We start from the raw sequence: 23843 nt of genomic DNA, 5'->3' as shown, positions 1-23843 counted from the left end.
TCGTCGCCATGAAGCAGGTTCGCCTCCTCCCGTCAGCTACCGTCCGCGCCGCGTGCGCGGTCGCGGTGGCGGCGCTCGCCGGTTGCGCGCAGATCCCGCGCGATCCGATCATCCAGCAGCCGATGACGGCGCAGCCGCCAGCGCCGATGTCGATGCAGGCGCCCGGCTCGATCTACAACCCCGGCTACGCGGGGCGGCCGCTGTTCGAGGATCAGCGGCCGCGCAACACCGGCGACATCCTGACGATCGTGATCGCGGAAAACATCAACGCGACGAAATCGTCGGGCGCGAACACGAACCGGCAGGGCAACACCGGCTTCGACGTGCCGACGGCCGGCTTCCTCGGCGGGCTGTTCGCGAAGGCGAACCTGTCGGCGGCCGGCAACAACAAGTTCGCGGCGACGGGCGGCGCGAGCGCGGCGAACACGTTCAACGGCACGATCACGGTGACCGTCACCAACGTGCTGCCGAACGGCAACCTCGTCGTCAGCGGCGAGAAGCAGATGCTGATCAACCAGGGCAACGAATTCGTGCGCTTCTCGGGCATCGTCAACCCGAACACGATCTCGGGCGCGAACTCGGTCTACTCGACGCAGGTCGCCGACGCGCGGATCGAATACTCGGCGAAGGGCTACATCAACGAAGCCGAGACGATGGGCTGGCTGCAGCGCTTCTTCCTCAACATCGCACCGTGGTGATGACGATGCGCAAGCCCTTGTTCAACCGCCTGTCGTCCCGCGCACGAGCGTTCGCGCGGCTCGCCGTCGCGTTCGCGGCCGCGGCCTGTGTGTTCGGCGCGGCGCCCGCGCACGCGGAACGCCTGAAGGATCTCGCGCAGATCCAGGGCGTGCGCGACAACCCGCTGATCGGTTATGGCCTCGTCGTCGGCCTCGACGGCACGGGCGACCAGACGATGCAGACGCCGTTCACGACGCAGACGCTCGCGAACATGCTCGCGAACCTCGGCATCTCGATCAACAACGGGTCGGCCAACGGCGGTTCGTCGTCGCTGAACAACATGCAGTTGAAGAACGTCGCGGCCGTGATGGTGACCGCCACGCTGCCGCCGTTCGCGCGGCCCGGCGAGGCGCTCGACGTGACCGTATCGTCGCTCGGCAACGCCAAGAGCCTGCGCGGCGGCACGCTGCTGCTCACGCCGCTGAAGGGCGCGGACGGGCAGGTGTACGCGCTCGCCCAGGGCAACATGGCGGTCGGCGGCGCGGGTGCCAGCGCGAACGGCAGCCGCGTGCAGGTGAACCAGCTCGCGGCCGGCCGGATCGTCGGCGGCGCGATCGTCGAGCGCTCGGTGCCGAACGCGATCGCGCAGATGAACGGCGTGCTGCAATTGCAGCTGAACGACATGGACTACGGCACCGCGCAGCGGATCGTGTCCGCGGTCAATTCGAGCTTCGGCCCGGGCACCGCGACGGCGCTCGACGGCCGCACGATCCAGCTCGCGGCGCCGGCCGACTCGGCGCAGCAGGTCGCGTTCATGGCGCGGCTGCAGAACCTCGACGTGAGCCCGGACAAGGCCGCTGCGAAGGTGATCCTGAACGCGCGCACCGGCTCGATCGTGATGAACCAGATGGTCACGCTGCAGAGCTGCGCGGTCGCGCACGGCAACCTGTCGGTCGTCGTCAACACGCAGCCGGTCGTGTCGCAGCCGGGGCCGTTCTCGAACGGGCAGACGGTGGTGGCGCAGCAGTCGCAGATCCAGCTCAAGCAGGACAACGGCGCGCTGAAGATGGTGACGGCCGGCGCAAACCTCGCCGACGTCGTGAAGGCGCTGAACACGCTCGGCGCGACGCCGGCGGACCTGATGTCGATCCTGCAGGCGATGAAGGCGGCCGGCGCGTTGCGCGCCGACCTGGAGGTCATCTAAATGGCAGCGAATCTTCCGAACGCGAACGACCTCACGCAGCGCTTCGCGCTCGACGTGCAGGGTTTCGACGCGCTGCGCGCGCAGGCGAAGCAGTCGCCGCAGGCCGGCGCGAAGGCCGTCGCGGGCCAGTTCGACGCGATGTTCACGCAGATGATGCTCAAGAGCATGCGCGACGCGTCGCCCGACGGCGGGCTGTTCGATTCGCATACGTCGAAGATGTACACGTCGATGCTCGACCAGCAGCTCGCGCAGCAGATGTCGACGCGCGGGATCGGCGTCGCCGATGCGCTGATGAAGCAGCTGCTGCGCAATGCGGGGCAGGGCGCGGGCAGCGACACGGCGGCCGACGTCGGTACGGGCGGCTTGGGCGGCTTGGGCTCGGGCGGTCCCGGCACGGCCGGCAACGAAGGCAGCCTCGCCGCGATGAACGCGATGGCGCGCGCGTACGCGAACGCGGCCGGGAACAACGGCGGGCTCGCCGGCGCGCGCGGCTACTCGGCCGGCAGCGCGCTGACGCCGCCGCTGAAGGGCGCGAGCGGCGCGCCGGACGCCGACGCGTTCGTCGACCGGCTCGCGGCCCCCGCACAGGCGGCCAGCGCGTCGACCGGCATCCCGGCGCGCTTCATCGTCGGCCAGGCCGCGCTCGAATCGGGCTGGGGCAAGCGCGAGATCCGCGCGGCCGACGGCTCGACCAGCTACAACGTGTTCGGCATCAAGGCGAACAAGGGCTGGACGGGCCGCACGGTGTCGGCGCTGACGACCGAGTACGTGAACGGCACGCCGCGCCGCGTGGTCGCGAAATTCCGCGCTTACGACTCGTACGAGCACGCGATGACCGATTACGCGAACCTGCTGAAGAACAATCCGCGCTATTCGGGCGTGCTGAGCGCAAGCCGCAGCGTCGAAGGCTTCGCGCACGGGATGCAGAAGGCCGGTTACGCGACCGACCCGAACTACGCGAAGAAGCTGATCTCGATCATGCAGCAGATCGGCTGACGGGCCAGGGCCTGCGCCCGCCGATAACAGGCTCCGGCCCACCGTCAGTTACCCTCTCAGGACCGCGCCCGGCATACCGCCGCGCGCGGTTTCAACGTTTGCGCGAAAAAAAACGGGAAATCGATCTAAACTTTCGGTCAGCACTGCCGCTAAGTGTGAGAGACCTGCGACCGGGACTTGTTCTGACCCGGTTTTATTGCGCACCGGTTGTCCGGGCGCCCATGACAAGAAAGACCGGCTAGCCATGAATATCGAAACGTCGACGGACCCCAGCCTGGACGCAGGCCACTCCGGGCCCGACTATGCCCGCCGCAATCCGCTGGAAATCGGCGTGCAGTTGCGCAACCTCGTGAACCGCGGCGATTTCCTGACCGTCCAGTATCCGGGCGGCCAGCTCGTCACGCGCCTGCTCGAGGTCGACGTCGGCGCACGGACGTTCACGTTCGACTGGGGCGCGCTGTCCGAGCAGAACGCCGGCATCCTCGGTGCGTCGCACTGCACGTTCGCGGCGTCGCCGGAGGGCGTGCGCGTCGAATTCACCACGGGCACGCCGCGCGAGACGCGCTACGAGGGGCTGCCCGCGTTCGTCGCCGATTTCCCCGAAGTGCTGATGTGCATCCAGCGCCGCGAATATTTCCGGGTCGACGCGCCGATCGTCGATCCGTTCCTGTGCCGCGGCAAGCTGCCGGACGGCGAGGGCTTCCTGTTCGAGGTGCACAACCTGTCGCTCGGCGGCGTGGGGCTGCGCACGGCCGACGAACGCGTCGAGGTGCTCGAGGTCGGCACGCTGCTGCCCGACGTCGAGCTCGAGCTGACCGGCCACGGCAAGCTGTCGCTCGACCTGCAGCTCGTGTCGCAGCGCTCGACGCAGATGCCGAACGGGTCGCGGCGCTACCAGCTCGGCTTCCGCTACATGTCGCTGCCGGGCAGCGCCGAGAACACGCTGCAGCGGCTGATCACGCAGCTCGAGATGAAGCGCCGCTCGCTCGTGCGGGCCTGACGCATACGCGGCCGCCGGCCCGCACGGGCCGCCCGCGCACCGGCGTCGGCCCCGCCGGCCGGACGCTCCGACCAGCGCTGCGCACCCGCGCGTCGCGCGTGCATTTTTTCCTCAATTTTTTCGATCCGCGGCCGTTATACCGGGAGTTACGCAACCCGGCGGCCGCAGCGCGGCCGGCTCATCAGGATCGCGCATGTCCAACTCACTCATGAACCTCGGCGTCAGCGGCCTGAATGCCGCGCTCTGGGGCCTCACGACGACCGGCCAGAACATCAGCAACGCCGCGACGCCGGGCTATTCGGTCGAACGCCCCGTCTATGCCGAGGCGAGCGGCCAGTACACGAGCAGCGGCTACATGCCGCAGGGCGTGAACACCGTCACCGTGCAGCGGCAATACAGCCAGTACCTCAGCGACCAGCTGAACGGCGCGCAGACGCAGGGCGGCGCGCTGTCGACGTGGTATTCGCTCGTCACGCAGCTGAACAACTACGTCGGCAGCCCGACGGCCGGCATCTCGACCGCGGTCACGAACTATTTCACCGGGCTGCAGAACGTCGCGAACAGCGCGTCCGACTCGTCGGTGCGGCAGACCGCGATGAGCAATGCGCAGACGCTCGCGAACCAGATCACGGCGGCCGGCCAGCAATACGACGCGCTGCGCCAGAGCGTGAACACGCAGCTCACGAGCACCGTCACGCAGATCAACGCGTACACCGCGCAGATCGCGCAGCTGAACCAGCAGATCGCGTCCGCGAGCAGCCAGGGCCAGCCGCCGAACCAGCTGATGGACCAGCGCGACCTCGCGGTGTCGAACCTGTCGAACCTCGCGGGCGTGCAGGTCGTGCGCAACAGCGACGGCTACAGCGTGTTTCTCGCCGGCGGCACGCCGCTCGTCGTCGCGGACAAGAGCTACCAGCTCGCGACCGTCACGTCGCCGTCCGATCCGAGCGAGCTGACCGTCGTGTCGCAGGGGATCGCCGGCGCGAACCCGCAGGGGCCGAACCAGTTCCTGTCCGACGCGTCGCTGTCGGGCGGCACGCTCGGCGGCCTGCTCGCGTTCCGCAGCCAGACGCTCGACCCCGCGCAGGCGCAGCTCGGCGCGATCGCGACCAGCTTCGCCGCGCAGGTCAACGCGCAGAACGCGCTCGGCCTCGACCTGTCGGGCAATGTCGGCGGCAACCTGTTCACGACCGGCTCGCCGATCATCTACGCGAACCAGGGCAACACCGGCAACGCGGCGCTGTCCGTGTCGTTCGCGAACGCGTCGCAGCCGACCACGGGCGACTACACGCTGTCGTACGACGGCACGAACTACACGCTGACCGACCGCGCGAGCGGCACGGCGGTCGGCTCGTCGGCGTCGATGCCGGCGTCGATCGGCGGGCTGAACTTCTCGTTCACGTCGGGCTCGATGAGCGCCGGCGACAAGTTCACCGTGCAGCCGACGCGCGGCGCGCTGAACGGCTTCGGCCTCGCGACGTCGAACGGCTCGGCGATCGCGGCGGCGGCGCCGTACGTGCCGTCGGCCACCACGACGAACACGGGCACCGGGACGATCGGCGGGTTGTCGGTCACGAGCGCGGCGGCTGCGGCCAATGCGCACAACTACACGATCACGATGGGCGGGACGTCGGCCGCGCCGACCTATACGGTCACGGACAACACGGCCGTGCCGCCGACGACCACCGGTGCGCAGCCGTACCAGGCCGGCACGCCGATCACGCTGACGGCGGGCGTCACGGTGACGGTGTCGGGCACGCCGGCGGTGGGCGACACGTTCACGGTCGCGCCGAACACGGGCGGCACGAACGACGGCAGCAACGCGCTCGCGCTGTCGAAGCTCGTCAACTCGAAATCGTTCGGCAACGGCTCGACCACGCTGACGGGCGCCTACGCGAACTACGTGAACGGCATCGGCAACACGACGAGCCAGCTGAAGTCGTCGAGCGCCGCGCAGACCGCGCTGGTCGGCCAGATCACGTCCGCGCAGCAGTCGGTGTCGGGCGTGAACCAGAACGAGGAAGCGGCCAACCTGATGCAGTACCAGCAGCTCTACCAGGCGAACGCGAAGGTGATCCAGACGGCGTCGACGCTGTTCCAGACCGTGCTCGGCCTGTTCAACTGATTTCGGGGACCGAAGCGATGCGGATTTCCACCACCCAGTTCTACCAGATGAACGTCGCTCAGATGAGCGACCAGCAGGCGCAGCTCTCGCAGCTGTACCAGCAGATCTCGAGCGGCGTGAGCCTCGCGACGCCGGCCGACAACCCGCTCGGCGCGGCGCAGGCCGTGCAGTTGTCGATGACGTCGGCGACGCTGTCGCAGTACGCGTCGAACCAGAACACCGCGCTGTCGTCGCTGCAGAAGGAAGACCAGACGCTGATCAGCGTCAACAACCTGCTGAACAGCATTCATACGGTCGTGATCCAGGCCGGCGACGGTTCGCTGTCCGACAGCGACCGCTCGGCACTGTCGACGCAGCTGCAGGGCTATCGCGACCAGCTGCTGACGCTCGCGAACTCGACGGACGGTTCGGGCAACTACCTGTTCTCGGGCTTCCAGTCGACCACGGCGCCGTTCTCGAACGCGTCGGGCGGCGGCGTGACCTACAGCGGCGACATGGGTTCGCGGCAGGTGCAGATTGCGGACACGCGTTCGATCTCGCAGGGCGACAACGGCGCGAACGTGTTCCTGTCGGTGCCGATGCTCGGCAGCCAGCCGGTGCCGCTCGCCGGCGCGGGCAACACGGGTACGGGCACGATCGGCGCGGTGTCGATCACGAGCCCGTCGGCCGCGACCAACACGCACCAGTTCACGATCGCATTCGCCGGCACGGCGGCCGCGCCGACCTATACGGTGACCGACAACTCGGTCGTGCCGCCGACCACCACCGCCGCGCAGCCGTATTCGGCCGGCGCGGGGATCGCGCTCGGCAGCGGCCTGTCGGTGCCGGTGTCGGGCACGCCCGCGCCCGGCGACACGTTCACGGTCACGCCCGCGCCGAAGGCCGGCACCGACGTGTTCGCGGCGCTCGACACGATGATCGCCGCGCTGAAGGTGCCGATCAGCAGCAACACGACTGTCGCGGCCGCGCTCGCGAACGCGATGACCACCGGCACGACGAAGCTGAACAACATGATGACGAACGTCCTCACCGTGCAGGCGTCGGTCGGCGGCCGCGAGCAGGAAATCAAGGCAATGCAGACGGTGAACCAGACCAACACGCTGCAGGTCACCAGCAACCTCGCTGACCTGACGAGCACCAACATGGTGTCGACGATCAGCCAGTTCCTGCAGATGCAGAACGCGCTGACGGGCTCGCAGAAGGCTTACGCGCAGCTTCAGAACCTGTCGCTGTTCCAGTACATCAATCCTTGATGCACGGCGCGCCGGCGGCGATGCGAGCACGCGCTTGCATCGCCGCCGGCGCCATCCGCCGTCGCCCGCGCGCAACGCACGGGCGGCCGCTCCACCGGGCCGCACGGCCGCGCGCCGGTTCGCGGATGCGGCGAGCCGCGCCCGCGCTTTCCGGTGGCCCGTTCGGGCTTGCCGTGCTTGCCAGCCTTATTCCCGCTCCGTAAACTCGCGCCAGATTCCAGACCGGCGCGCCCTCCGCAGCCGGCGACAGACCGACAGGAGCCTTTTCCCCATGTCCGATTCCTACTTCCCGCGCTGGCGGGTGCAATCGACCGGCGCGGCGTCGCGCGTGGTCGGCCCCGACGAGCGCCTGCCGTGGCCGCAGATGGTCGCGATGGGCGTGCAGCACGTCGTCGCGATGTTCGGCTCGACCGTGCTCGCGCCGCTCCTGATGGGCTTCGACCCGAACCTGTGCATCTTCATGTCGGGCATCGGCACGCTGCTGTTCTTTGCGCTGGTCGGCGGCCGTGTGCCGAGCTATCTCGGCTCGAGCTTCGCGTTCATCGGGCTCGTGATCGCGGTGACGGGCTACGGCGGCAGCGGCCCGAACCCGAACATTCCGGTCGCGCTCGGGGGGATCGTCGCGTGCGGCGTCGTGTATGTCGCGCTCGGCGCGCTGGTGCAGGCGATCGGCACGCGCTGGATCGAGACGCTGATGCCGCCCGTCGTGACCGGTGCGGTCGTCGCGGTGATCGGGCTGAACCTTGCGCCGATCGCGGTCAAGGGCGTATCGGCGTCGACCTTCGATTCGGTGATGGCGCTCGTCACGGTGCTCTGCGTCGGCGGCGTCGCGGTGTTCGCGCGCGGGATGATGCAGCGCCTGCTGATCCTCGTTGGGCTTGCGATCGCCTACGCGATCTACGCGATCGCGACCAACGGGATGGGCCTCGGCAAGCCGATCGACTTCGCGATCGTCGGGCATGCCGCGTGGTTCGGCGTGCCGGCGTTCCGTACGCCGGTGTTCGACCCGCACGCGATGCTGATGCTCGCGCCGGTCGCGGTGATCCTCGTCGCCGAGAACCTCGGCCATATCAAGGCCGTCAGCGCGATGACGGGGACCAACCTCGACCGCTACGTCGGCCGCGCGTTCATCGGCGACGGCCTTGCGACGATCGTGTCGGGCAGCGTCGGCGGCACGGGCGTCACGACCTACGCGGAGAACATCGGCGTGATGGCCGTCACGCGGATCTATTCGACGCTGGTGTTCGCGGTCGCCGCGCTGATCGCGATCGGGCTGGGCTTCTCGCCGAAGTTCGGCGCGGTGATCCAGACGATCCCGGGCCCGGTGCTCGGCGGCGTGTCGATCGTCGTGTTCGGGCTGATCGCGGTGACGGGCGCGCGGATCTGGGTCGTCAACAAGGTCGACTTCTCCGACAACCGCAACCTGATCGTCGCGGCCGTCACGCTGGTGCTCGGCGCGGGCGACTTCTCGCTGAAGTTCGGCGGCTTCGCGCTCGGCGGGATCGGCACCGCGACCTTCGGCGCGATCATCCTGTACGCGATCCTGCGCAGGGAAAAGGAGCCGGGCCCGGTGCTGTGAGCAGCTGCGCGGATCATCGCCGCGGGCCCCGGCGAGCGTCGGGCATCACGGGTTGGGCTGCACCGAAAACGTAATCGGCCATGCGAAGGTCCCGTCCTTCGCCTTCGATGCGAACACGAAGCGATAGGTCACCGTGAAGGTCGTGTTCAGCGCCGTATACGGCACGGCGATCTTGCCGCCCGTCGCCGGCAGCACGACCTTGCCGCCGATTCCGCTGATCTCGATCGAGCTGAACTGCGACTGGCTGGCGGCGGCAACCTGCACCAGCACCGTATACCCGGCCCTGTCGTTGGTCTGGACCGCGAGCGTCGTCCCGGCGGGGTTGTTGATGTTCGGCACGCTCAGGTAGCCGGTGCTCGTGTCCTTGTTCGCGATCACGAGCTGGGCCGGACTGGTCGCCTTGATCCGCGCATACGCCTGGACCGTCGCGCCGACCTGCAGCGATCGGTTGGCCTGCTTCGCATCGGTCTGGCCCGGCGCGGCGCCGAGCAGCGCGATCGATAGCGCGGCCATTGCGGCAAACAGCCGCCGCGCGTGGCGGGCGGCCCGCGGCGGGGCGAGAGGCGCCGCGCGGGTCGGTCCGCATGGGCCGCACCGCGATGCGGCGGCGCTCGCTGTCTCGGTTCGATTCATGGTCTGCCCCCTTGTCCGAGTTGGTGATGGCGATCGACGGCGGTACGCGCATGCCTGCGCCGCCGTCGCGCCTAGTAGTTGAACAGGATCGTGATGTTCGTGACCTCGTATCCGCCCGGCACGACGTTCTGGCCGCCGCGGATCAGTCCGTACACGGTTGCGTTGAAGGTTCCGGCGCCACTGATCTTGCCCCACGAAATCACCGACGTGCCGCTCGTGCCGTCACCCCAGATCGACGTGTGCGCGCTGTCGAGATACAGGTTGTAGCCCAGCGTCTGCGTGCCGCCGGTCCTGGTCATCAGGCGATTCGCGAAGGTGCCGCCGCCCGGGCTCGCCGTCACCGTGGGCGTGGCGTTGCCGCTGCCGCTGCAGTTGACCGAGATCGTGATCGCGGAGGTGGCGGCATTGAGCGTGTCGTATGTGCCGAACACCATCGATGACGGCGCATTCATCGTGCAGGTCGTCGCCGCGAGCGCGGGCAGCGCGGCCAGCATGCCCGCGCCGGCCGCGAGCGCCGCGGCGGCGGCGCGCAGGTGCGTCAGCCGGTCATGCCGCCCGGCATGCTTGCGATGTCTCATGGTGTGACTCCCTTGCAAAGATGAGTGCCCAGGTCCGGCAGCGGATCGTCGCCGGCGGGAAAGCGGACGGACAGGTCGCACTGCTGGTCGCGCCACGTCGCGCGCAGGCGGTTCTGCTCCGACAGCCCGGTGAGATAGACGACGCCGTCGTGGCCGACCGGGAAGGCTTCCTTCTGCCCGGCGACCGTGACGATCGCGCCTGCCGGCAAGTGGGCGCCGTTCTCGAGATCGAGCGTGAGCACCGCGCCGCGCGAGCGCGAGACCGGAAACTCGAGCGCCATGCCGCTGCGGAAATAGGGCACCGCGTCGAGCTTCAGCGTGCCGATCGTCGCGTCGAACGGCAGGTCGGCCTGCTCGATCGAGATCGGGTTGCTTTCGTACGCGCGCAGCCGCGGCAGCAGCGCGACGCCGTTGGCGTCGGTGTGCGCGACGAGCTGGTTGTCCGCGAGGATGCCGACGTTGGCGAAGCCCGGCACCTTGACGAGCGCGAAGCTGTCCGTGATCTGCCGCGACAGGCGCGCGGTGCCGTCGACGAACGCGATGCCGCCCGCCGCGTTGGCCCGTACGCCGGCCCGGCCGCGATAGGACGCGGCCTCGACGCTGTAGGTGCCGGTGCGCGTTTGCAGCGTCGCGCTCGCATCCTGCGTGTTGTTGCCGGCCTGAAGCGCGTAGCCGAATCCTTCGCCGACCGGCAGGCTGCGCTGCACTTGCGCGAGCATGTCGGTGGCGCCCTGCTGGTGCGTCATCGTGACGGACGCGCTCGTGCGGTTGTCGATCGGTATCGTCCATGCGACGCCGACGGTCGTCGCGCCCGAGCCGCCCAGCGGCTTGCTGACGCTGACGTTCGCGAAGCCGAAGCGTCCGAGCTGAACGCTGTAGCTGAGCGACAGCAGCTGCACCTTGTAGCCGCCGCGATCGTCGACGAACACGTGCGCGAGGCCGAGCGAGCCGAAGCGGCCCATCCCGACGCCGATGTTGAAGCTCGTCAGCAGCTTCGGCGCGAGCGTGCCCGGTTCGAGCCCGATCTGCGCGAAATGCGGCGTGGCCCATTGCGCGTGCGCGCCGATGTCGACGAGGCCGGACTGGCTCTCGACGCCGATCGTCGCGAGGGCGCCCGCGCCATCGGCGCTGCGGCTCGCCGCGGCGGACGCATTGACGACGCCGAGCGGCCCGGCCAGCACCACGCCGCCGACGCCGAGGTTCTGCCGGGACGCTTCGGCTTCGGCGTGGATCTCGCCGGTGAACCGGTCGGTCACGCCGATCCGGTGCGTCGCGCTGGCGAACCATCGCCCGTAGTTGTTGCTCGCCAGGCCGAAATCCCGCCGCTCCTTGCCGACCTCGTACGAGAAGTCCTGCATGCCTTGCTTGAGGAGATTCGCGCTCGCGTAGAACGACTGCGTGATCACCTGCTCGCGGCCCATGACGTCGCGCACCACGACCCGCACGTCGCCCTGGCCGGTCACCACGGGCACGTTGTTGATCGCGAACGGGCCGGGCGCGACGTCGCGCGTCGACGTGAGCGCGTTGTTCACGTAGACGTCGACGGTCGACGGCAGCACGGCCTGCCCGCTCACGCCCTGGAGCGGAATCGTGACGAGCCCGGGCTGCGTCGCGAAATTGGTCGCGTACTGAATGCCGCCGAAGCGGATCGCGCGGCCCCACATGCCGGGGCGGCTGATCGCGTCGCCGACGCGCAGGCTGGCGAGCTTGCCGGGCCGATCGGTCGTCCACGTGGTTTCGAGGCGCGTCAGCCGCCGGGTCGGGCCCGACTCGTCCGCGAGGAACGTGCCGACGCCGACGCCGAAGCGGTTGAAGAAGCCGAGCTCGAACAGGCCCGAGCCGTGCGTCCGGCCCGCGGCCTGCTCCGCGAGCAGGTCGTAGTTGAAGAAGCCGCCGATGCCGGGCTCGACCGCGCTCGCGCGGTGCCGGTCGGTCTCGTCGAAGGTCGCGCCGACGAATGCCTGGGCCGGGACGCTGATCACCATCGTCAGGCTTTGCTCGTCGACCGTGTACGCGAGCCCCGCGATCGCTTTCAGCGGGTAGAACGGCGCGTCGCTGCCGGCCAGCGGCGGGACGTCCGGCTGCCTGAGCCGCCAGCGTTTCAGGTCGTCGGCCGACACGTAGAATTCGCCGTCGGCCGCCTTGATCAGCAACGCGGTTTCGTCGAGCCCCTGCCGGTTGATGTCGACCTGATACAGCAGCTCGGCCGGGCCGCCCGCCGCGCCGTGCGCCGCCGGTGCCGTGGCGGGGCGTTCTTCCGCGAGTGTCATCTGTGCGCTCATGAGGATCGCGATCAGAAGCGCCGCCTTAGCGGGCGTTCGGCGCGATCGTCGAATCGATGTCGCCCGCATCGGAGTAGCCGACCAGATGCAACCCGGAAGCAACGGCCGGCGCGGTTCCTGCGCCGGGCTTGAACATCAGTTCCCGCGACTGGCCGGGCAGGACGTACGCGAATTCCGCATGCGTGGCGACGGGGCGATCGCTGCCCGGCGCGAACAGCGCGAGGTTCGCCACTTGCGCATGCGCGGTGCCGTCGTTGGTCACGCGCAGCGCGAGCATGCCCGTGCCGCCCGGGCGCGGCTCCGCTGCCCAGCGCAGCCGCGCGGCGGTTTCGGTGGCCGGCTTGACGAAGATCGGCAGGCTCATTTCCAGCGCGATCTGCACGCCGGCGAAGCCCGGCTTCGGCGCGCGCGGAATCTCTTGCAGATAGAGCCGGTAGCCGGCTTCCTGATCCGAGGCCGGCGCGTGCCGCAAGCCGATGCGCACGACCTGCGAACCGCCGGGCGCGATCGTGAAGATGGGCGGGGCCGCGATCAGGTCGCCGGTGGACGCGTAGACGTCGTCGCCCGCGTTCTGCGACCACGCAACGGTGCGCAGCTGGACGACCACGGGTTCGTCGGACGACTCGTTCCTGACCATGAGCGCGACGCTCCGTTGCGCCGCGGATAGCTCGACGCGAACGGGCGACACGGTGAAGTCGGTTGCCTGGCTGTCGACGCATGCGGCGGCGAGCGTCACGGCCGCGATCCAGGTCGCGAGTTTGCGCACGTTCTGTTTCATGACAGATCCACCTCCAAGAGATTCGCTTCGCCACGCGCGGCGGCTGCCGGTGGGGAGGGCCCGTGCATGCGGGATGCGGCGGGCCCCCGCGCGGCACTAAAACGTCACGGTGACCGTCACCGTATCGGCGTAGTTGCCCGGCACCGCATTGGGCTGATCGGGCACCTTGCCGTAGACGGTCTTGGTAATCGCCTGGGCCATCGCCATGCCTGCGCCGGTGCCGTTGACGGTGTCGGTCGGCGGCGTGTTGCCCCAGACGACCGTGCGGTTCGAATCCTGGTACAGCGTGTAGTTGAGCTGATTCGAGCCGCTCGTCATGATGCGGTTGGCCACCGTCGCGCCGGACGTGGTGCCCGCGTTCAGGCCGATGTTGAAATTCGTGCCGTTCGTGCAGCGGACCGTGACCGCCGACTGCGCCGTCTGATCGCCGGTTCCCGGTGTGTAGGCGGGGAAGGTCAGCGCGCTCGCCGAGTCGATCAGGCAGGTTGCGTTGACGGTGGCGGACACGCCGAAGGTCGAGCTGGCTTGGCCGGCCGACGCCGCGACGGCCACGCAGGCGAGCGATGCGGCAAATGCCGCCTTGGTCAGTAAGGATTGCGTCATGATGGGTTTCCCCCTTGAAAGCTGGAATGGCGGCCGGTGCGACGAGAGGGTCGTTCGGGACGGGATCTCGATCGTCCGGATGCGCGATGGGTTTTCTGGTTGCATCGGAATCGGGTCGTTTGCTGGGTGGGCACCTCCTTCGTGTCGGTATGCGCCGGCCGGACCGGCGCGGCGCCTGGGGCTCGGCAGGCCTGGCTTCGGCGCCGCGGGGCGTACGACGTCCCGCAGCCGTCGCCGCCCGCGCGCTTGTCTGCGCGCGGGCGGCGGCCGGCGGCAAGGCCCGTGCGAACGGCGCGGGGCGTCGTCGCGGCGCGCATGCGCCCGGCAGGGGTTTCCCGGGGTTCGCCTATCGAATCGAGGCGTCGCGGCGTCGGGTGACGGTGCGGACCGTGTCGGCGCATCGGATGTCGACGGTGCGAAGTCGCGCCGTCGGCATCAGCGGATGCGTGACAGGAGCAGTGAAAGGAGCCGTGATGCGAGACAGCAGCCGTGTGACGGCCGAAATGATTTTCGACATGATTTCCCCGACTTCATGATTGTTTGTCGCCTGCATCGAGCCGCTCGGCCGTGCAGTCGCTTTTGTCTGCACGGCTGCATGAGCAAGCGGCGGGCCAGCGCGCGGATTGCCGCGCGGACAGGGACTGAGCGGTCGCTGCCTGCAGCCGTGCAACGGGGCGGAGGCGGTAATGTTTCAGGCGTGAAACCTGCGGCGGCAGAGCCGGTCGGCGGCGCGCCGGGCCTGGTGCGGAACGGCCTGACGGACGGGGGATCGCAGGTGCGGCGCGACGGCGATTCCGCAGGGGAAACGGACGCGCCGCGGCGGAACGGTTTCAGCCTTGCAACGCGTGCGGGGAGGGGCGGCGGCGCATCGCCGCCGTTTCGATCAGGCGCCGGGTGCGCGGCGCGTCACGCGTTCGCATTCGACTGCGCTTCCAGCCACGCGCAGAACTGCGCGACGAGCGGATCGTCGGCCGGCGCGCGCGGTGCGATCCACCAGTAGCTGCGCGTCGCGATGCGCGGCCCGGACAGCGGCATCACGAGCCGGCCGCTCGCGAGTTCGTCGTCGATCAGCGGCAGCGGGCCGAGCGCGACGCCGAGCCCGTCGACGGCCGCCTGCAGCGCCAGGTAGAAGTGGTCGAACGACTGCCGCTTGCGCCCCTTCATCGCGACGCCGGCTGCCGCGAACCAGTCGCGCCAGCCTTCCGGCCGCGTATCCGAATGCAGCAGCACGTGCCGTGCGAGATCGTCCGCGCGCGCGATCGGCGCGCGTTTGAGCAGCGCCGGGCTGCAGACCGGAATCACGCTTTCGTCGAGGAAGTGGCCGCTCGTGCAGTTCGGCCAGTGGCCGGGGCCGCGGCGGATCGCGACATCGAAGCCGTCGAGCGCGTCGAGCGGCGCGTTCGATGTCGACAGCTTCAGTTCGACGTTCGGCACGTCGCGCTGGAACCGCGACAGGCGCGGCAGCAGCCATTTCATCGCGAAGGTCGGCAGCGCATTGATGCGCAGCACGCGCGCAGCACCCGTGTTGCGCAACTGCTCGGTCGCGTGCGCGATGCTGTCGAACGCCGCACGCACGGTGTCCAGGTAACGGCGGCCTTCGTCGGTCAGCTTCACGCGCTTGCCGTAGCGGTGGAACACCGGCTTGCCGAGCCAAGCCTCGAACGAGGCGATCTGCCGACTGATGGCACCGTGAGTCACATGCAGCTCGTCGCCGGCGGCGCTGAAGCTTTCATGTCGTGCGGCGGCTTCAAAGGCCCGAAGCGCGGAAAAGGGCGGGAGATCGCGTGCCATGCTTGTGATTCTAGATCACAAGGGCGCGTCGATAAAATCGTTTTGCCGCGATCCCGAACGGCGGTAACCTCGGCTGACCGTTTGATGAGGAGCCCCATGCAATCCGTTTCCCCGCAGCCTGCCGCGCCACCTCGCAGCGTCGGTCTCGCCGAGCTGTTCACCGGCTTCCTGTCGCTCGGCCTCATGTCGTTCGGCGGCGCGCTGCCGTTCGCGCGGCGCACGATCGTCGACGAGCGCAAGTGGCTGTCCGCCGACGAATTCACCGATCTGCTCGGCCTGTGCCAGTTCCTGCCGGGCGGCAACGTGATCAACCTGTCGGTCGCCGTCGGCATGCGCTTTCGCGGCATCGCCGGCGCGTTCGCGGGCATTCTCGGGCTGATCGCGGGCCCGACGCTCGTCGTCGTCGCGCTCGGCGTGCTGTACGCGAAGACGCAGAACGATCCGCACGTGCAGCACCTGTTCGCGGGGCTCGCCGCGGCGGCCGCCGGGCTGCTCGTCGCGATGGCCGTGAAGGTCGCGAAGCCGCTGCGGCACGCGCGCGCGGCGGCCGGCATCGCGGCGCTCGCGTTCGTCGCGATCGCGGTGCTGCGCATTCCGCTGCTGACCACGATGCTCGTGCTGACGCCCGTCAGCGTCTGGTTCGCGTCGCGGCGCCGCGATGCGGGCACGCCGCAGCCGGCGCCGGCTGCCGCGCGCGACGCGCAGCCCGGAGGCCGGCCATGAACGACACGCTGGTCGCGATCGCGACGATCTTCAGCCAGTTGTCGCTGCTCGCGTTCGGCGGCGGCAATACGATCCTGCCGGAGATGCAGCGGCAGGTCGTCGACGTGCATCACTGGATGAGCGCGCACGAGTTCACCGCGCTGTTCGCGCTGGCCCAGGCGGCGCCCGGGCCGAACATGATGATCGTGTCGCTGGTCGGCTGGCACGTGGCCGGGTGGGCCGGGCTGCTCGTCGCGTCGCTCGCGAAGTTCGGGCCGTCGTCGATCGTCACCGTGCTTGCGCTGCATGCATGGGAGCGCTTTCGCGACCGGCCGTGGCGCCGCTACGTGCAGCAGGGGATGATGCCCGTCACGGCCGGGCTCGTCGCGGCGAGCGCGGTGCTGATCTCCGACGCGTCGAACCGCACGGCGATCCAGTGGGGCATCACGGCCGCCTGCGCGCTGCTCGCGTGGCGCACGCGCATCCATCCGCTGTGGCTGCTCGCGGGCGGCGCGCTGATCGGGCTCACCGGCTTCGGGCAGTGAGCGAAGGACAAGCCGTCTCCCGTGCCGCATACTGGCGCGAATTTTCACGGGAGGATCGATGGATCTCGACGGCGCCAGCCGCAATCTCACTGTCGCCGCGTTGCTGACGCTGTCGGGCGGCTACCTCGACGCGTACACGTACGTCGGCCACGGCCACGTGTTCGCGAACACGATGACCGGCAACGTCGCGCTGCTCGGCATCAACCTGTCGGCCGGCGAATGGGCCGCCGCGCTGCATCACGTGCCGCCGCTCGTCGGCTTCGTGATCGCAGTGTTCGTCGCGCACCTGCTCGGTCTCGCCGCGCAGCGCGGCTGGATGCGGCACACGGCGTTCGCGAGCCTGATCGTCGAGATCGCGTTTCTCGGCGTCGCCGCGAGCGGCCTCGTCGGCGCGTCGAGCGCGTGGCTGATTCCGGGCATTTCGTTCGTCGCGACGCTGCAGACGCTGTCGTTCACCCATCTGGAGGAACTGTCGTACACGTCGGTGATGACGACCGGCAACCTGCGGCGCGCCGCGCAGAAGCTGTTCGTCGGGTTGATCCCGCGCTACGACGCGGGTGCGCTGCACGACTCGGCGCTGCTCGCGACGATCAGCTTCTGCTTCCTGGCCGGCGCGGTGGCCGGCGGCCTCGTGACGCGGCTCGTGCCGGACATCGCGCTGTGGGGCGCCGTGCTGCTGCTCGTCGGCGCGTTCGCGGAGATCGTGCGGCGCGCGTGGCGTCGCGCGGGGAGCGGCGGCAGCAGTAGCGACGACGACGGGGCGGCGCAAGCGGCCTGATGGCGTGTTTTACGCGGCAGCCGTTGGCGCCGCGTTCCGGATTGACCGCGTCACCGCTTCATCAATTCACCGAGTCACTACCGAATCACGATCCGTCGGCGCACCCGAACGTGGGCCGGTTGCACCGGCCGCGCCCGTAGCCGGCCTTCGCGACATGTTCCGGTTGCATCGACCGCGCCAGCCGGCCCGCCGCGATACGCCATTTACCGCGCCGCACCAGCGCCGACCCTTACAGTGCCGAGTGCACCCGCCGATGCCGTCGCGAACCGTCCCGCCGGCGCGCGACGCAAGCCCGGCACGGCCCGGCGGGGGAAACGTTGTTCCCGGGCGACAGTCGCGCGATTACCGCGCGTTTCAATTTCTTTCAGCGATTGCAGTCGTCATATGATTCAGGCCACATCGTGCGCGCCAAAAACGTGTGCGATCGCCACCCGGCTGCGCACGCGGCCGGCAATGAACGGAGACACCTACAAAAAAGGAAAGCTCATGAAGCAGACCACTCGACTCGCAGCCATCGCAGGGGGCGCTGCGCTCGCATTCGCCAGCCAGTACGCGGCCGCACAAAGCTCGGTCACGCTCTGGGGCGTCGCCGACGTCAGCGTCCGGTATCTGACCAACGCGAACGCCAAGAATGACGGACTGCTGTCGATGTCCAACGGCGCGATCACCAACAGCCGCTTCGGCATCTACGGCACGGAAGACCTCGGCAGCGGCCTGAAGGCCGTGTTCAAGCTCGAAAGCGGCGTGAACCTGCAGAACGGCGCATTCGCCGACAGCGGCCGCCTGTTCAATCGTGCGGCATACGTCGGCCTGGATAGCCCGTACGGCACGGTGACCCTCGGCCGCCAGAAGACGCCGCTGTTCGACCTGCTGTCGGACACCTACGATCCGCTGACGGTCGGCAACTACCTCGAAAATGCATGGCTGCCGGTCGCACTCGGCGGCGGCCTGTATGCGGACAACCAGATCAAGTACACGGGCACGTTCGCGGGCCTGACCGCGAAGGCGATGTACTCGACGGGCACCAACTACGAATCGACCGGCGCCGGCGGCTTCTCGGGCCAGATTCCGGGTTCGCTCGGCAAGGGCAATGCGTGGGGCGTGTCGCTGTCGTACGTGATGGGCCCGCTCAGCATCGCCGCCGGCGCGCAGCAGAACAGCGACAACTCGGCGCGCAAGCAGACCATCTACCACGCGAACGTCGTGTACGCGTTCAGCAAGGCGAAGGTCTACGCGGGCTACCTGCGTTCGAAGGACGACACCGGCTTCGTCGACAGCCTGCTCGCGCAGCAGACGATTCCGGTCGCGAAGGGCACGGGCCGGATCGACGACGGTCCGTTCGCGGGCGTGAGCTGGCAGGTCAGCACGCCGCTGACGCTGACGGGCGCGTTCTACTACGACCACATGCGCAATGCGATGACCGCGAACGGCACGCTCGCGAGCGGCAACCGCTACGCGATCGTCGGCATCGCCGAGTACGCGCTGAGCAAGCGCACTGAAATCTACGGCACCGTCGACTTCAACAAGACGAACGGCGCGGCGAACGTCGAGCTGCCGGGCCGCAGCAACCAGACGGGCATCGCGATCGGCCTGCGCAATATCTTCTGACGAACGTCGGAACGCACGCGCCGGCATTCGTCCGGCACGCATCGAAGAGGCGCCGCAAGGCGCCTCTTTTTTCGTCATGCGGCGTTCATACGCGCACACGACTATTCGGCAATCGCTTCATCACGGATTTCCCGCGCCGTAAGCGATCCGTCGGCATTCCAGAACATACTTTTACAGTACGCGCGAAGGCTTTCCGCTACGCTGCGTGCATCGTCCGCTGCGTGCCGCCGTGCACGCGCGTGCGTCGTTCCGGTGGCGCTCGTCGAGCGTGGCCGGCCTGGTGCGTAACTTGTGTATCCGGTGATGACAGACACGGTCTGCCGGTTTTTTTTCGTGGGACGATCGGCCTCACGATTTCTTGAAAGGGGATGACGATGGGTATCCTGGACACCGTGGGCGAAATCGCCGGCGCAGTGGCGGCAGTCGAAGGCGTGAAAAAGCTGGATCCGGATGCGGGCCTGCTGACCAAGGCGGCAGCGGCCGTCGCCGGCTTCAAGGGCGCCGAAGCGATCGAGGGCATGCTCGAGAAGAAGGAAGAGAAGCCCGAACAGGCGGCAGACGATACGCAGGCGACGGACGGCAGCGACACGTCGCAGGCATGAGCATGGCGGCCGGTTCGGCCGCGGGCGCGCTCCTCGCGCGCCCGGGCGGACCGGTGCCGCGCGGCCGGCAGGTCGGGCATGTGGTCGATCGGTGACGCATGGCACACCCGGCAGCTGGTTTGACCGGCGAGAGGCGACGCTTCTCGCCGTTTTTTGTTGGGCGCGCGCCGGGGCGTGCCGTGCGCCGCAAGAATTCCGGAATCTTGCTATCGTGCCGTCATCCGAACTGCGATGAGGCAATGCGATGGATTTCGACTACGACCTGTTCGTCATCGGGGCCGGCTCGGGCGGCGTGAGGCTCGCGCGGATGTCGGCGTCATACGGCGCGCGCGTCGGCATAGCGGAACAAGAGCAGATCGGCGGCACCTGCGTGCTGCGCGGCTGCATTCCGAAGAAACTGCTCGTCTACGCATCGCACTACCCGCACGAAGTCGAGGACGCGAAGGGCTTCGGCTGGACCTTCGGCGCCGGCACGCTCGACTGGTCCGCGCTGATCGCCGCGAAGGATCGCGAGATCAATCGGCTGAGCGACATCTACATCGATTTGCTGCGGCAATCGGGCGTCGAGATGCACGCGGGGCGCGCGACGCTCGTCGATGCGCACACCGTCGCGATCGGCGAACGCACGATCCGTGCGCGCCACATCGCGATCGCGACCGGCTCGCGTCCGTCGTTGCCGCATCGGCCCGGCATCGAGCATGCGATCACGTCGCGCGAGGCGCTGTCGCTCGCGACGTGTCCCAAGCGCATCGCGGTGGTCGGCGGCGGTTATATCGCGGTCGAGTTCGCGGGCATCTTCAACGGCTTCGGCAGTCGCGTCGACCTGTTCTATCGCGGCGAGAAGATTCTGCGCGGTTTCGACGACGACGTGCGTCGATTCCTGACCGACGAGATGACGAAGCAGGGCGTCGCGATCCACGCGCGCACGGTGGTCGAATCGATTTCCCGCGCTGACGACGGCACGCTGAGCGTGCGCGTCGGCGATGCGCAGCACGGGCCGTACGACGCGGTGCTTTATGCGACGGGCCGCGTGCCGAATGTCGACGGGCTCGGGCTTGAGCAGGCGGGCGTGATGCTCGACGCACGCGGCGCGATTGCGGTCGATGCGTATTCGGCGACGTCGGTCGCGTCCATCCACGCGATCGGCGACGTCACGTCGCGGCCGCAGCTCACGCCGGTGGCGACGCGCGACGGCGGGCTGCTCGCACGCACGCTGTTCGGCGGGTCGCGCGTCGCGGCCGATCACGAATGGGTGCCGTCGGCCGTGTTCAGCCAGCCCGAGGTCGCGACGGTCGGGCTGACCGAGGCCGATGCGCGTCGCGTGTACGGCGACGTCGACATCTACCGCACGTCGTTCAAGGCGCTGCGCCACACGCTGTCGGGCCGCGACGAGCGCACGCTGATGAAGCTCGTCGTCGCGCGCGACAGCCAGCGCGTGATCGGCGCGCACATGGTCGGCCGCGATGCGGGCGAGATCATCCAGGGGATCGCGATCGCGATTCGCGCGGGCGCGACGAAGGCGCAGTTCGACGACACGATCGGCATCCATCCGACCGCGGCCGAGGAGTTCGTGACGATGCGGCAGAAAGTGGCCGACTAGCGGCGCGGGGTGACGCACAGGCGCGCCTGCGGCATAACAATCGGGCACATTCGATTTCCTGCCCCGATTGCTTTCGAAATGCCGGGATGTTGAATCGGTGTTTTATTGGGCATTTATCGGCATGCGCCAATTGCCGATCATCGCGCTCGCGACGGCCTCGGCCAATGAACCGTCGGCTGGGCGCGCGGCGACCGGGTTCGTCCAGCGTCGATTCCGGGCGATCGCCGTTGCCGTGCTGCCGCCACACAAAATTCGTCAATTATCTAAAACACGTTCCGTCTCGATAAACACGTTTGGTATCATCGCGCAAAACCATACAGGGGGCCGATCATGCGCGATCAACAGCGCAGCATCCGCAATAACGGGGTAACGGGCGCGCACGTGCATGTCACGTGTTCCGCCGCCTTTCCGCTTTTCGCCGCGACACGCCTGTTGCGCGTATCTTTCCCTCGAATATCGTAGTCGCCCGTCCGGCGATGAATCAGGCCGCGCGTGCGCCGCGTCGATGCGCGCACGTCCGTGCCGACACGCCCGTTCCGGGCAATCTTTCCACGCAAGGAGACCAGCAGTGAAAATCCAGACACGACGCACCGTACTCGTGGCGGCAGCGGTCGTCGCAGCGCTGTCCGGCTGCGCGACCGAATCGTCGCGCACGCTCGACGTGCCGGCCGTGAGCAGCGCGCAGAAGCCTTACGCGGGCAAGCCCGTCGCGATCGCGGTCGGCAAGTTCGACAACCGCTCGAGCTACATGCGCGGCATCTTCTCGGACGGCATCGACCGCCTCGGCGGGCAGGCGAAGACGATCCTCGTCACGCGCCTGCAGCAGAGCCGGCGCTTCAACGTGCTCGATCGCGAGAACCTCGACGAGATCAAGCAGGAAGCCGGCTTCATGAAGAAGGCGCAGGCGGTGAAGGGTGCGAACTACGTGGTGACGGGCGATGTGACCGAATTCGGCCGCAAGGACGTCGGCGATCACCAGCTGTTCGGCATCCTCGGCCGCGGCAAGACGCAGGTCGCGTACGCGAAGGTCAACCTGAACATCGTCGACACGACGACGTCGGAAGTCGTCGCGTCGAGCCAGGGCGCGGGCGAGTTCAGCCTGTCGAACCGCGAAGTGATCGGCTTCGGCGGCACGGCCGGCTACGATTCGACGCTCAACGGCAAGGTGCTCGACCTCGCGATCCAGGAGGCCGTGAACCATCTTGCCGAACAGGTCGACGCCGGTGCGCTGAAGACCGCGCAGTAAGCGCTGCAGGCGCCGGGGCCGGCGCCGCATGCGATCGATTCACCACGACATCAAAGAGAAAAGACCATGAAACGGGGTAACTGGCTGCCGGCGACGGCCGCCGCATTGCTGCTCGCCGGCTGCGCGAGCTCCACGCCGCCGCTCTATCAGTGGACGGGCTATCAGCCGCAGGTGTACGAATACTTCAAGGGGCAGAAGTCGCCGCAGGAGCAGATCGACGCGCTCGAAAAGGCGTTGCAGGACATCCGCGGGAAGGGCCATACGCCGCCGCCGGGCTTCCATGCGCATCTCGGGATGCTGTACGCGAGCGTCGGCAACGAGCAGCAGGCCGAGCAGGAACTGCAGGCCGAGAAGCAACTGTTCCCGGAATCGTCGACCTTCATGGATTTCCTGCTGAAGAAGAAAACCGGCGCAGCGAAACCCGCGGATCAGAAGGCTGCCGGGCAGAGCGCCGCCGGCCAGACGATCGCCGGCCAGAAGAACGCCGATACGAACACCGCCAAACAGTGACGCGCCCGCCATGTTCAAGACTCTCTCATTCAAGCTGATGTCCGTGCTGTCGATCGTCGCGCTGCTGAGCGCGTGCGCGCAGCCGGTGAAACGACCCGATTACACGGCGTTCAAGAAGAGCCAGCCGCGCTCGATTCTCGTGCTGCCGCCGATCAACGAGACCTCCGACGTCGCGGCCACCTACGGGGTGCTGTCGCAAATGACGCTGCCGCTCGCCGAGTCCGGCTATTACGTGGTGCCGGTCGCGGTGATGGACGAGACGTTCAAGCAGAACGGCCTGACCAACGCGGCCGAGATCCAGGGAACGTCGCCCGCGAAGCTGCGCGAGATCTTCGGCGCGGATGCCGCGCTGTATTCGAAGGTTTCGCAGTACGGCACCGTGTACCGGATTCTCGCGAGCGCGACGGTCGTGTCCGCATCGGCGAAGCTCGTCGACCTGCGCACGGGCGACGTGCTGTGGCAGGGCCGGGCGAGCGCGAGCAGCGACGAGGGCGGCAACAACGGCGGCGGCGGCCTGATCGGCATGCTCGTGGTGGCCGCGGTCAAGCAGATCGCGAACACGTTGATGGATCAGAGTCACGACGTCGCCGCGTTCACGAGCAGCCGGCTGTTGTCGGCCGGGCCGCCGAGCGGGTTGCTGTATGGGCCGCATTCGCCGAAGTACGGTACGGACTGACCGACTCAGGCTGCCCCGCTGCATAGGGGCATCGAAACGGAGCGGCCGCGCACGTGAGGTGCGCGGCCGTTTTGCG

23 protein-coding genes are annotated in these 23843 nt (G+C 68.4%); 17 read left to right on the top strand and 6 right to left on the bottom strand.

All coding sequences use genetic code 11. The features are described from left to right. Window positions 1-8 precede the first annotated feature (8 nt). The 7 genes from flgH (at window position 9) to BT264_RS10760 (ending at window position 8835) form a co-directional block, all read left to right on the top strand. A complete protein-coding gene (flgH, locus tag BT264_RS10790) occupies window positions 9-698 on the top strand; it encodes a flagellar basal body L-ring protein FlgH (RefSeq protein WP_072437537.1) in 690 nt (229 codons plus the stop codon). Window positions 699-703: 5 nt separating this feature from the next. Then, complete coding sequence (locus BT264_RS10785; protein ID WP_072437669.1) at window positions 704-1882, top strand: flagellar basal body P-ring protein FlgI; 1179 nt, start codon at window positions 704-706, stop codon at window positions 1880-1882. Then, window positions 1883-2878, top strand: coding sequence for a flagellar assembly peptidoglycan hydrolase FlgJ (gene flgJ, locus BT264_RS10780; protein ID WP_072437536.1), 996 nt, complete (start codon window positions 1883-1885; stop codon window positions 2876-2878). A gap of 244 nt (window positions 2879-3122) precedes the next feature. Continuing rightward, a complete protein-coding gene (locus BT264_RS10775) occupies window positions 3123-3878 on the top strand; it encodes a flagellar brake protein (protein ID WP_072437535.1) in 756 nt (251 codons plus the stop codon). A 193-nt stretch (window positions 3879-4071) separates the two neighbouring features. After that, complete coding sequence (gene flgK, locus BT264_RS10770) at window positions 4072-6003, top strand: flagellar hook-associated protein FlgK (protein ID WP_072437534.1); 1932 nt, start codon at window positions 4072-4074, stop codon at window positions 6001-6003. 17 nt (window positions 6004-6020) lie between these two features. After that, window positions 6021-7256 (top strand): flagellar hook-associated protein FlgL, encoded by a 1236-nt coding sequence (gene flgL / locus BT264_RS10765; protein WP_072437533.1) that lies wholly within the window; start codon window positions 6021-6023, stop codon window positions 7254-7256. Between the two features lie 271 nt (window positions 7257-7527). After that, window positions 7528-8835: a solute carrier family 23 protein gene (locus BT264_RS10760; protein WP_072437532.1), complete on the top strand. Its 1308-nt coding sequence runs from the start codon at window positions 7528-7530 to the stop codon at window positions 8833-8835. A 45-nt stretch (window positions 8836-8880) separates the two neighbouring features. Here BT264_RS10760 and BT264_RS10755 read toward each other — a convergent pair whose 3' ends face one another. The 6 genes from BT264_RS10755 to BT264_RS10730 all read right to left on the bottom strand — a co-directional run bounded on the left by BT264_RS10755 (window position 8881) and on the right by BT264_RS10730 (window position 15500). Then, on the bottom strand, window positions 8881-9348 hold the full coding sequence (locus BT264_RS10755; RefSeq protein ID WP_256260613.1) for a hypothetical protein: 468 nt from the start codon (window positions 9346-9348) through the stop codon (window positions 8881-8883). A 191-nt stretch (window positions 9349-9539) separates the two neighbouring features. Beyond that, on the bottom strand, window positions 9540-10046 hold the full coding sequence (locus BT264_RS10750) for a Csu type fimbrial protein (RefSeq protein ID WP_072437530.1): 507 nt from the start codon (window positions 10044-10046) through the stop codon (window positions 9540-9542). Next, the gene (locus BT264_RS10745; protein WP_239483348.1) at window positions 10043-12328 is read right to left on the bottom strand and encodes a fimbria/pilus outer membrane usher protein; all 2286 of its coding nucleotides are present in this window, start codon (window positions 12326-12328) and stop codon (window positions 10043-10045) included. Before BT264_RS10745 ends, BT264_RS10750 begins: the two co-directional genes overlap by 4 nt. 25 nt (window positions 12329-12353) lie before the next feature. Then, window positions 12354-13106 (bottom strand): fimbrial biogenesis chaperone, encoded by a 753-nt coding sequence (locus BT264_RS10740; RefSeq protein ID WP_072437529.1) that lies wholly within the window; start codon window positions 13104-13106, stop codon window positions 12354-12356. A 96-nt stretch (window positions 13107-13202) separates the two neighbouring features. Then, a complete protein-coding gene (locus tag BT264_RS10735) occupies window positions 13203-13709 on the bottom strand; it encodes a Csu type fimbrial protein (RefSeq protein ID WP_072437528.1) in 507 nt (168 codons plus the stop codon). Window positions 13710-14615: 906 nt separating this feature from the next. Continuing rightward, entirely contained in the window at window positions 14616-15500 is an 885-nt protein-coding gene (locus tag BT264_RS10730) for a transcriptional regulator GcvA (RefSeq protein WP_072437526.1), read from the bottom strand. A 96-nt stretch (window positions 15501-15596) separates the two neighbouring features. Between BT264_RS10730 and BT264_RS10725 the strand changes: the two genes are divergently transcribed. The 10 genes from BT264_RS10725 (at window position 15597) to BT264_RS10685 (ending at window position 23767) form a co-directional block, all read left to right on the top strand. Further along, window positions 15597-16223 carry a chromate transporter gene (locus BT264_RS10725; protein WP_072437524.1) on the top strand — a complete coding sequence of 209 codons (627 nt, stop codon included), beginning with the start codon at window positions 15597-15599 and terminating at the stop codon, window positions 16221-16223. Then, window positions 16220-16747 (top strand): chromate transporter, encoded by a 528-nt coding sequence (locus BT264_RS10720; protein ID WP_034179253.1) that lies wholly within the window; start codon window positions 16220-16222, stop codon window positions 16745-16747. The genes BT264_RS10725 and BT264_RS10720 overlap by 4 nt, the downstream gene beginning before the upstream one ends. Window positions 16748-16805: 58 nt before the next feature. After that, window positions 16806-17525, top strand: coding sequence for a YoaK family protein (locus tag BT264_RS10715; RefSeq protein WP_072437522.1), 720 nt, complete (start codon window positions 16806-16808; stop codon window positions 17523-17525). Between the two features lie 486 nt (window positions 17526-18011). Continuing rightward, window positions 18012-19133, top strand: a complete 1122-nt coding sequence (locus BT264_RS10710; protein ID WP_072437667.1) for a porin — start codon at window positions 18012-18014, stop codon at window positions 19131-19133. Window positions 19134-19507: 374 nt separating this feature from the next. Next, window positions 19508-19735 carry a hypothetical protein gene (locus BT264_RS10705; protein ID WP_072437666.1) on the top strand — a complete coding sequence of 76 codons (228 nt, stop codon included), beginning with the start codon at window positions 19508-19510 and terminating at the stop codon, window positions 19733-19735. 244 nt (window positions 19736-19979) lie between these two features. After that, on the top strand, window positions 19980-21335 hold the full coding sequence (gene gor, locus BT264_RS10700) for a glutathione-disulfide reductase (RefSeq protein ID WP_072437520.1): 1356 nt from the start codon (window positions 19980-19982) through the stop codon (window positions 21333-21335). Window positions 21336-21432: 97 nt separating this feature from the next. Continuing rightward, window positions 21433-21705: a hypothetical protein gene (locus BT264_RS39580; protein WP_218173337.1), complete on the top strand. Its 273-nt coding sequence runs from the start codon at window positions 21433-21435 to the stop codon at window positions 21703-21705. Window positions 21706-21909: 204 nt separating this feature from the next. Beyond that, window positions 21910-22581 carry a CsgG/HfaB family protein gene (locus tag BT264_RS10695; RefSeq protein WP_204426390.1) on the top strand — a complete coding sequence of 224 codons (672 nt, stop codon included), beginning with the start codon at window positions 21910-21912 and terminating at the stop codon, window positions 22579-22581. Between the two features lie 66 nt (window positions 22582-22647). Next, on the top strand, window positions 22648-23091 hold the full coding sequence (locus BT264_RS10690; RefSeq protein WP_072437517.1) for a DUF4810 domain-containing protein: 444 nt from the start codon (window positions 22648-22650) through the stop codon (window positions 23089-23091). 10 nt (window positions 23092-23101) lie between these two features. Further along, on the top strand, window positions 23102-23767 hold the full coding sequence (locus BT264_RS10685; protein ID WP_072437515.1) for a DUF799 domain-containing protein: 666 nt from the start codon (window positions 23102-23104) through the stop codon (window positions 23765-23767). The last annotated feature ends 76 nt before the right edge of the window (window positions 23768-23843 follow it).

This window comes from Burkholderia sp. NFPP32 (genome assembly GCF_900119325.1).
In the GTDB taxonomy this organism is placed as follows: Bacteria; Pseudomonadota; Gammaproteobacteria; order Burkholderiales; family Burkholderiaceae; genus Burkholderia; species Burkholderia pyrrocinia_C.
The sequence above is the reverse complement of the archived record's forward strand: the minus strand, read 5'-3'. Positions and strand labels throughout refer to the sequence as shown.

Bases quoted from the DNA above. Each gene is read 5' to 3' on its own strand.
- flgH (WP_072437537.1), top strand. From the start codon at position 9: ATGAAGCAGGTTCGCCTCCTCCCGTCAGCTACCGTCCGCGCCGCGTGC.
- BT264_RS10785 (WP_072437669.1), top strand. From the start codon at position 704: ATGCGCAAGCCCTTGTTCAACCGCCTGTCGTCCCGCGCACGAGCGTTC.
- flgJ (WP_072437536.1), top strand. From the start codon at position 1,883: ATGGCAGCGAATCTTCCGAACGCGAACGACCTCACGCAGCGCTTCGCG.
- BT264_RS10775 (WP_072437535.1), top strand. From the start codon at position 3,123: ATGAATATCGAAACGTCGACGGACCCCAGCCTGGACGCAGGCCACTCC.
- flgK (WP_072437534.1), top strand. From the start codon at position 4,072: ATGTCCAACTCACTCATGAACCTCGGCGTCAGCGGCCTGAATGCCGCG.
- flgL (WP_072437533.1), top strand. From the start codon at position 6,021: ATGCGGATTTCCACCACCCAGTTCTACCAGATGAACGTCGCTCAGATG.
- BT264_RS10760 (WP_072437532.1), top strand. From the start codon at position 7,528: ATGTCCGATTCCTACTTCCCGCGCTGGCGGGTGCAATCGACCGGCGCG.
- BT264_RS10755 (WP_256260613.1), bottom strand. From the start codon at position 9,348: ATGGCCGCGCTATCGATCGCGCTGCTCGGCGCCGCGCCGGGCCAGACC.
- BT264_RS10750 (WP_072437530.1), bottom strand. From the start codon at position 10,046: ATGAGACATCGCAAGCATGCCGGGCGGCATGACCGGCTGACGCACCTG.
- BT264_RS10745 (WP_239483348.1), bottom strand. From the start codon at position 12,328: ATGAGCGCACAGATGACACTCGCGGAAGAACGCCCCGCCACGGCACCG.
- BT264_RS10740 (WP_072437529.1), bottom strand. From the start codon at position 13,106: ATGAAACAGAACGTGCGCAAACTCGCGACCTGGATCGCGGCCGTGACG.
- BT264_RS10735 (WP_072437528.1), bottom strand. From the start codon at position 13,709: ATGACGCAATCCTTACTGACCAAGGCGGCATTTGCCGCATCGCTCGCC.
- BT264_RS10730 (WP_072437526.1), bottom strand. From the start codon at position 15,500: ATGGCACGCGATCTCCCGCCCTTTTCCGCGCTTCGGGCCTTTGAAGCC.
- BT264_RS10725 (WP_072437524.1), top strand. From the start codon at position 15,597: ATGCAATCCGTTTCCCCGCAGCCTGCCGCGCCACCTCGCAGCGTCGGT.
- BT264_RS10720 (WP_034179253.1), top strand. From the start codon at position 16,220: ATGAACGACACGCTGGTCGCGATCGCGACGATCTTCAGCCAGTTGTCG.
- BT264_RS10715 (WP_072437522.1), top strand. From the start codon at position 16,806: ATGGATCTCGACGGCGCCAGCCGCAATCTCACTGTCGCCGCGTTGCTG.
- BT264_RS10710 (WP_072437667.1), top strand. From the start codon at position 18,012: ATGAAGCAGACCACTCGACTCGCAGCCATCGCAGGGGGCGCTGCGCTC.
- BT264_RS10705 (WP_072437666.1), top strand. From the start codon at position 19,508: ATGGGTATCCTGGACACCGTGGGCGAAATCGCCGGCGCAGTGGCGGCA.
- gor (WP_072437520.1), top strand. From the start codon at position 19,980: ATGGATTTCGACTACGACCTGTTCGTCATCGGGGCCGGCTCGGGCGGC.
- BT264_RS10690 (WP_072437517.1), top strand. From the start codon at position 22,648: ATGAAACGGGGTAACTGGCTGCCGGCGACGGCCGCCGCATTGCTGCTC.
- BT264_RS10685 (WP_072437515.1), top strand. From the start codon at position 23,102: ATGTTCAAGACTCTCTCATTCAAGCTGATGTCCGTGCTGTCGATCGTC.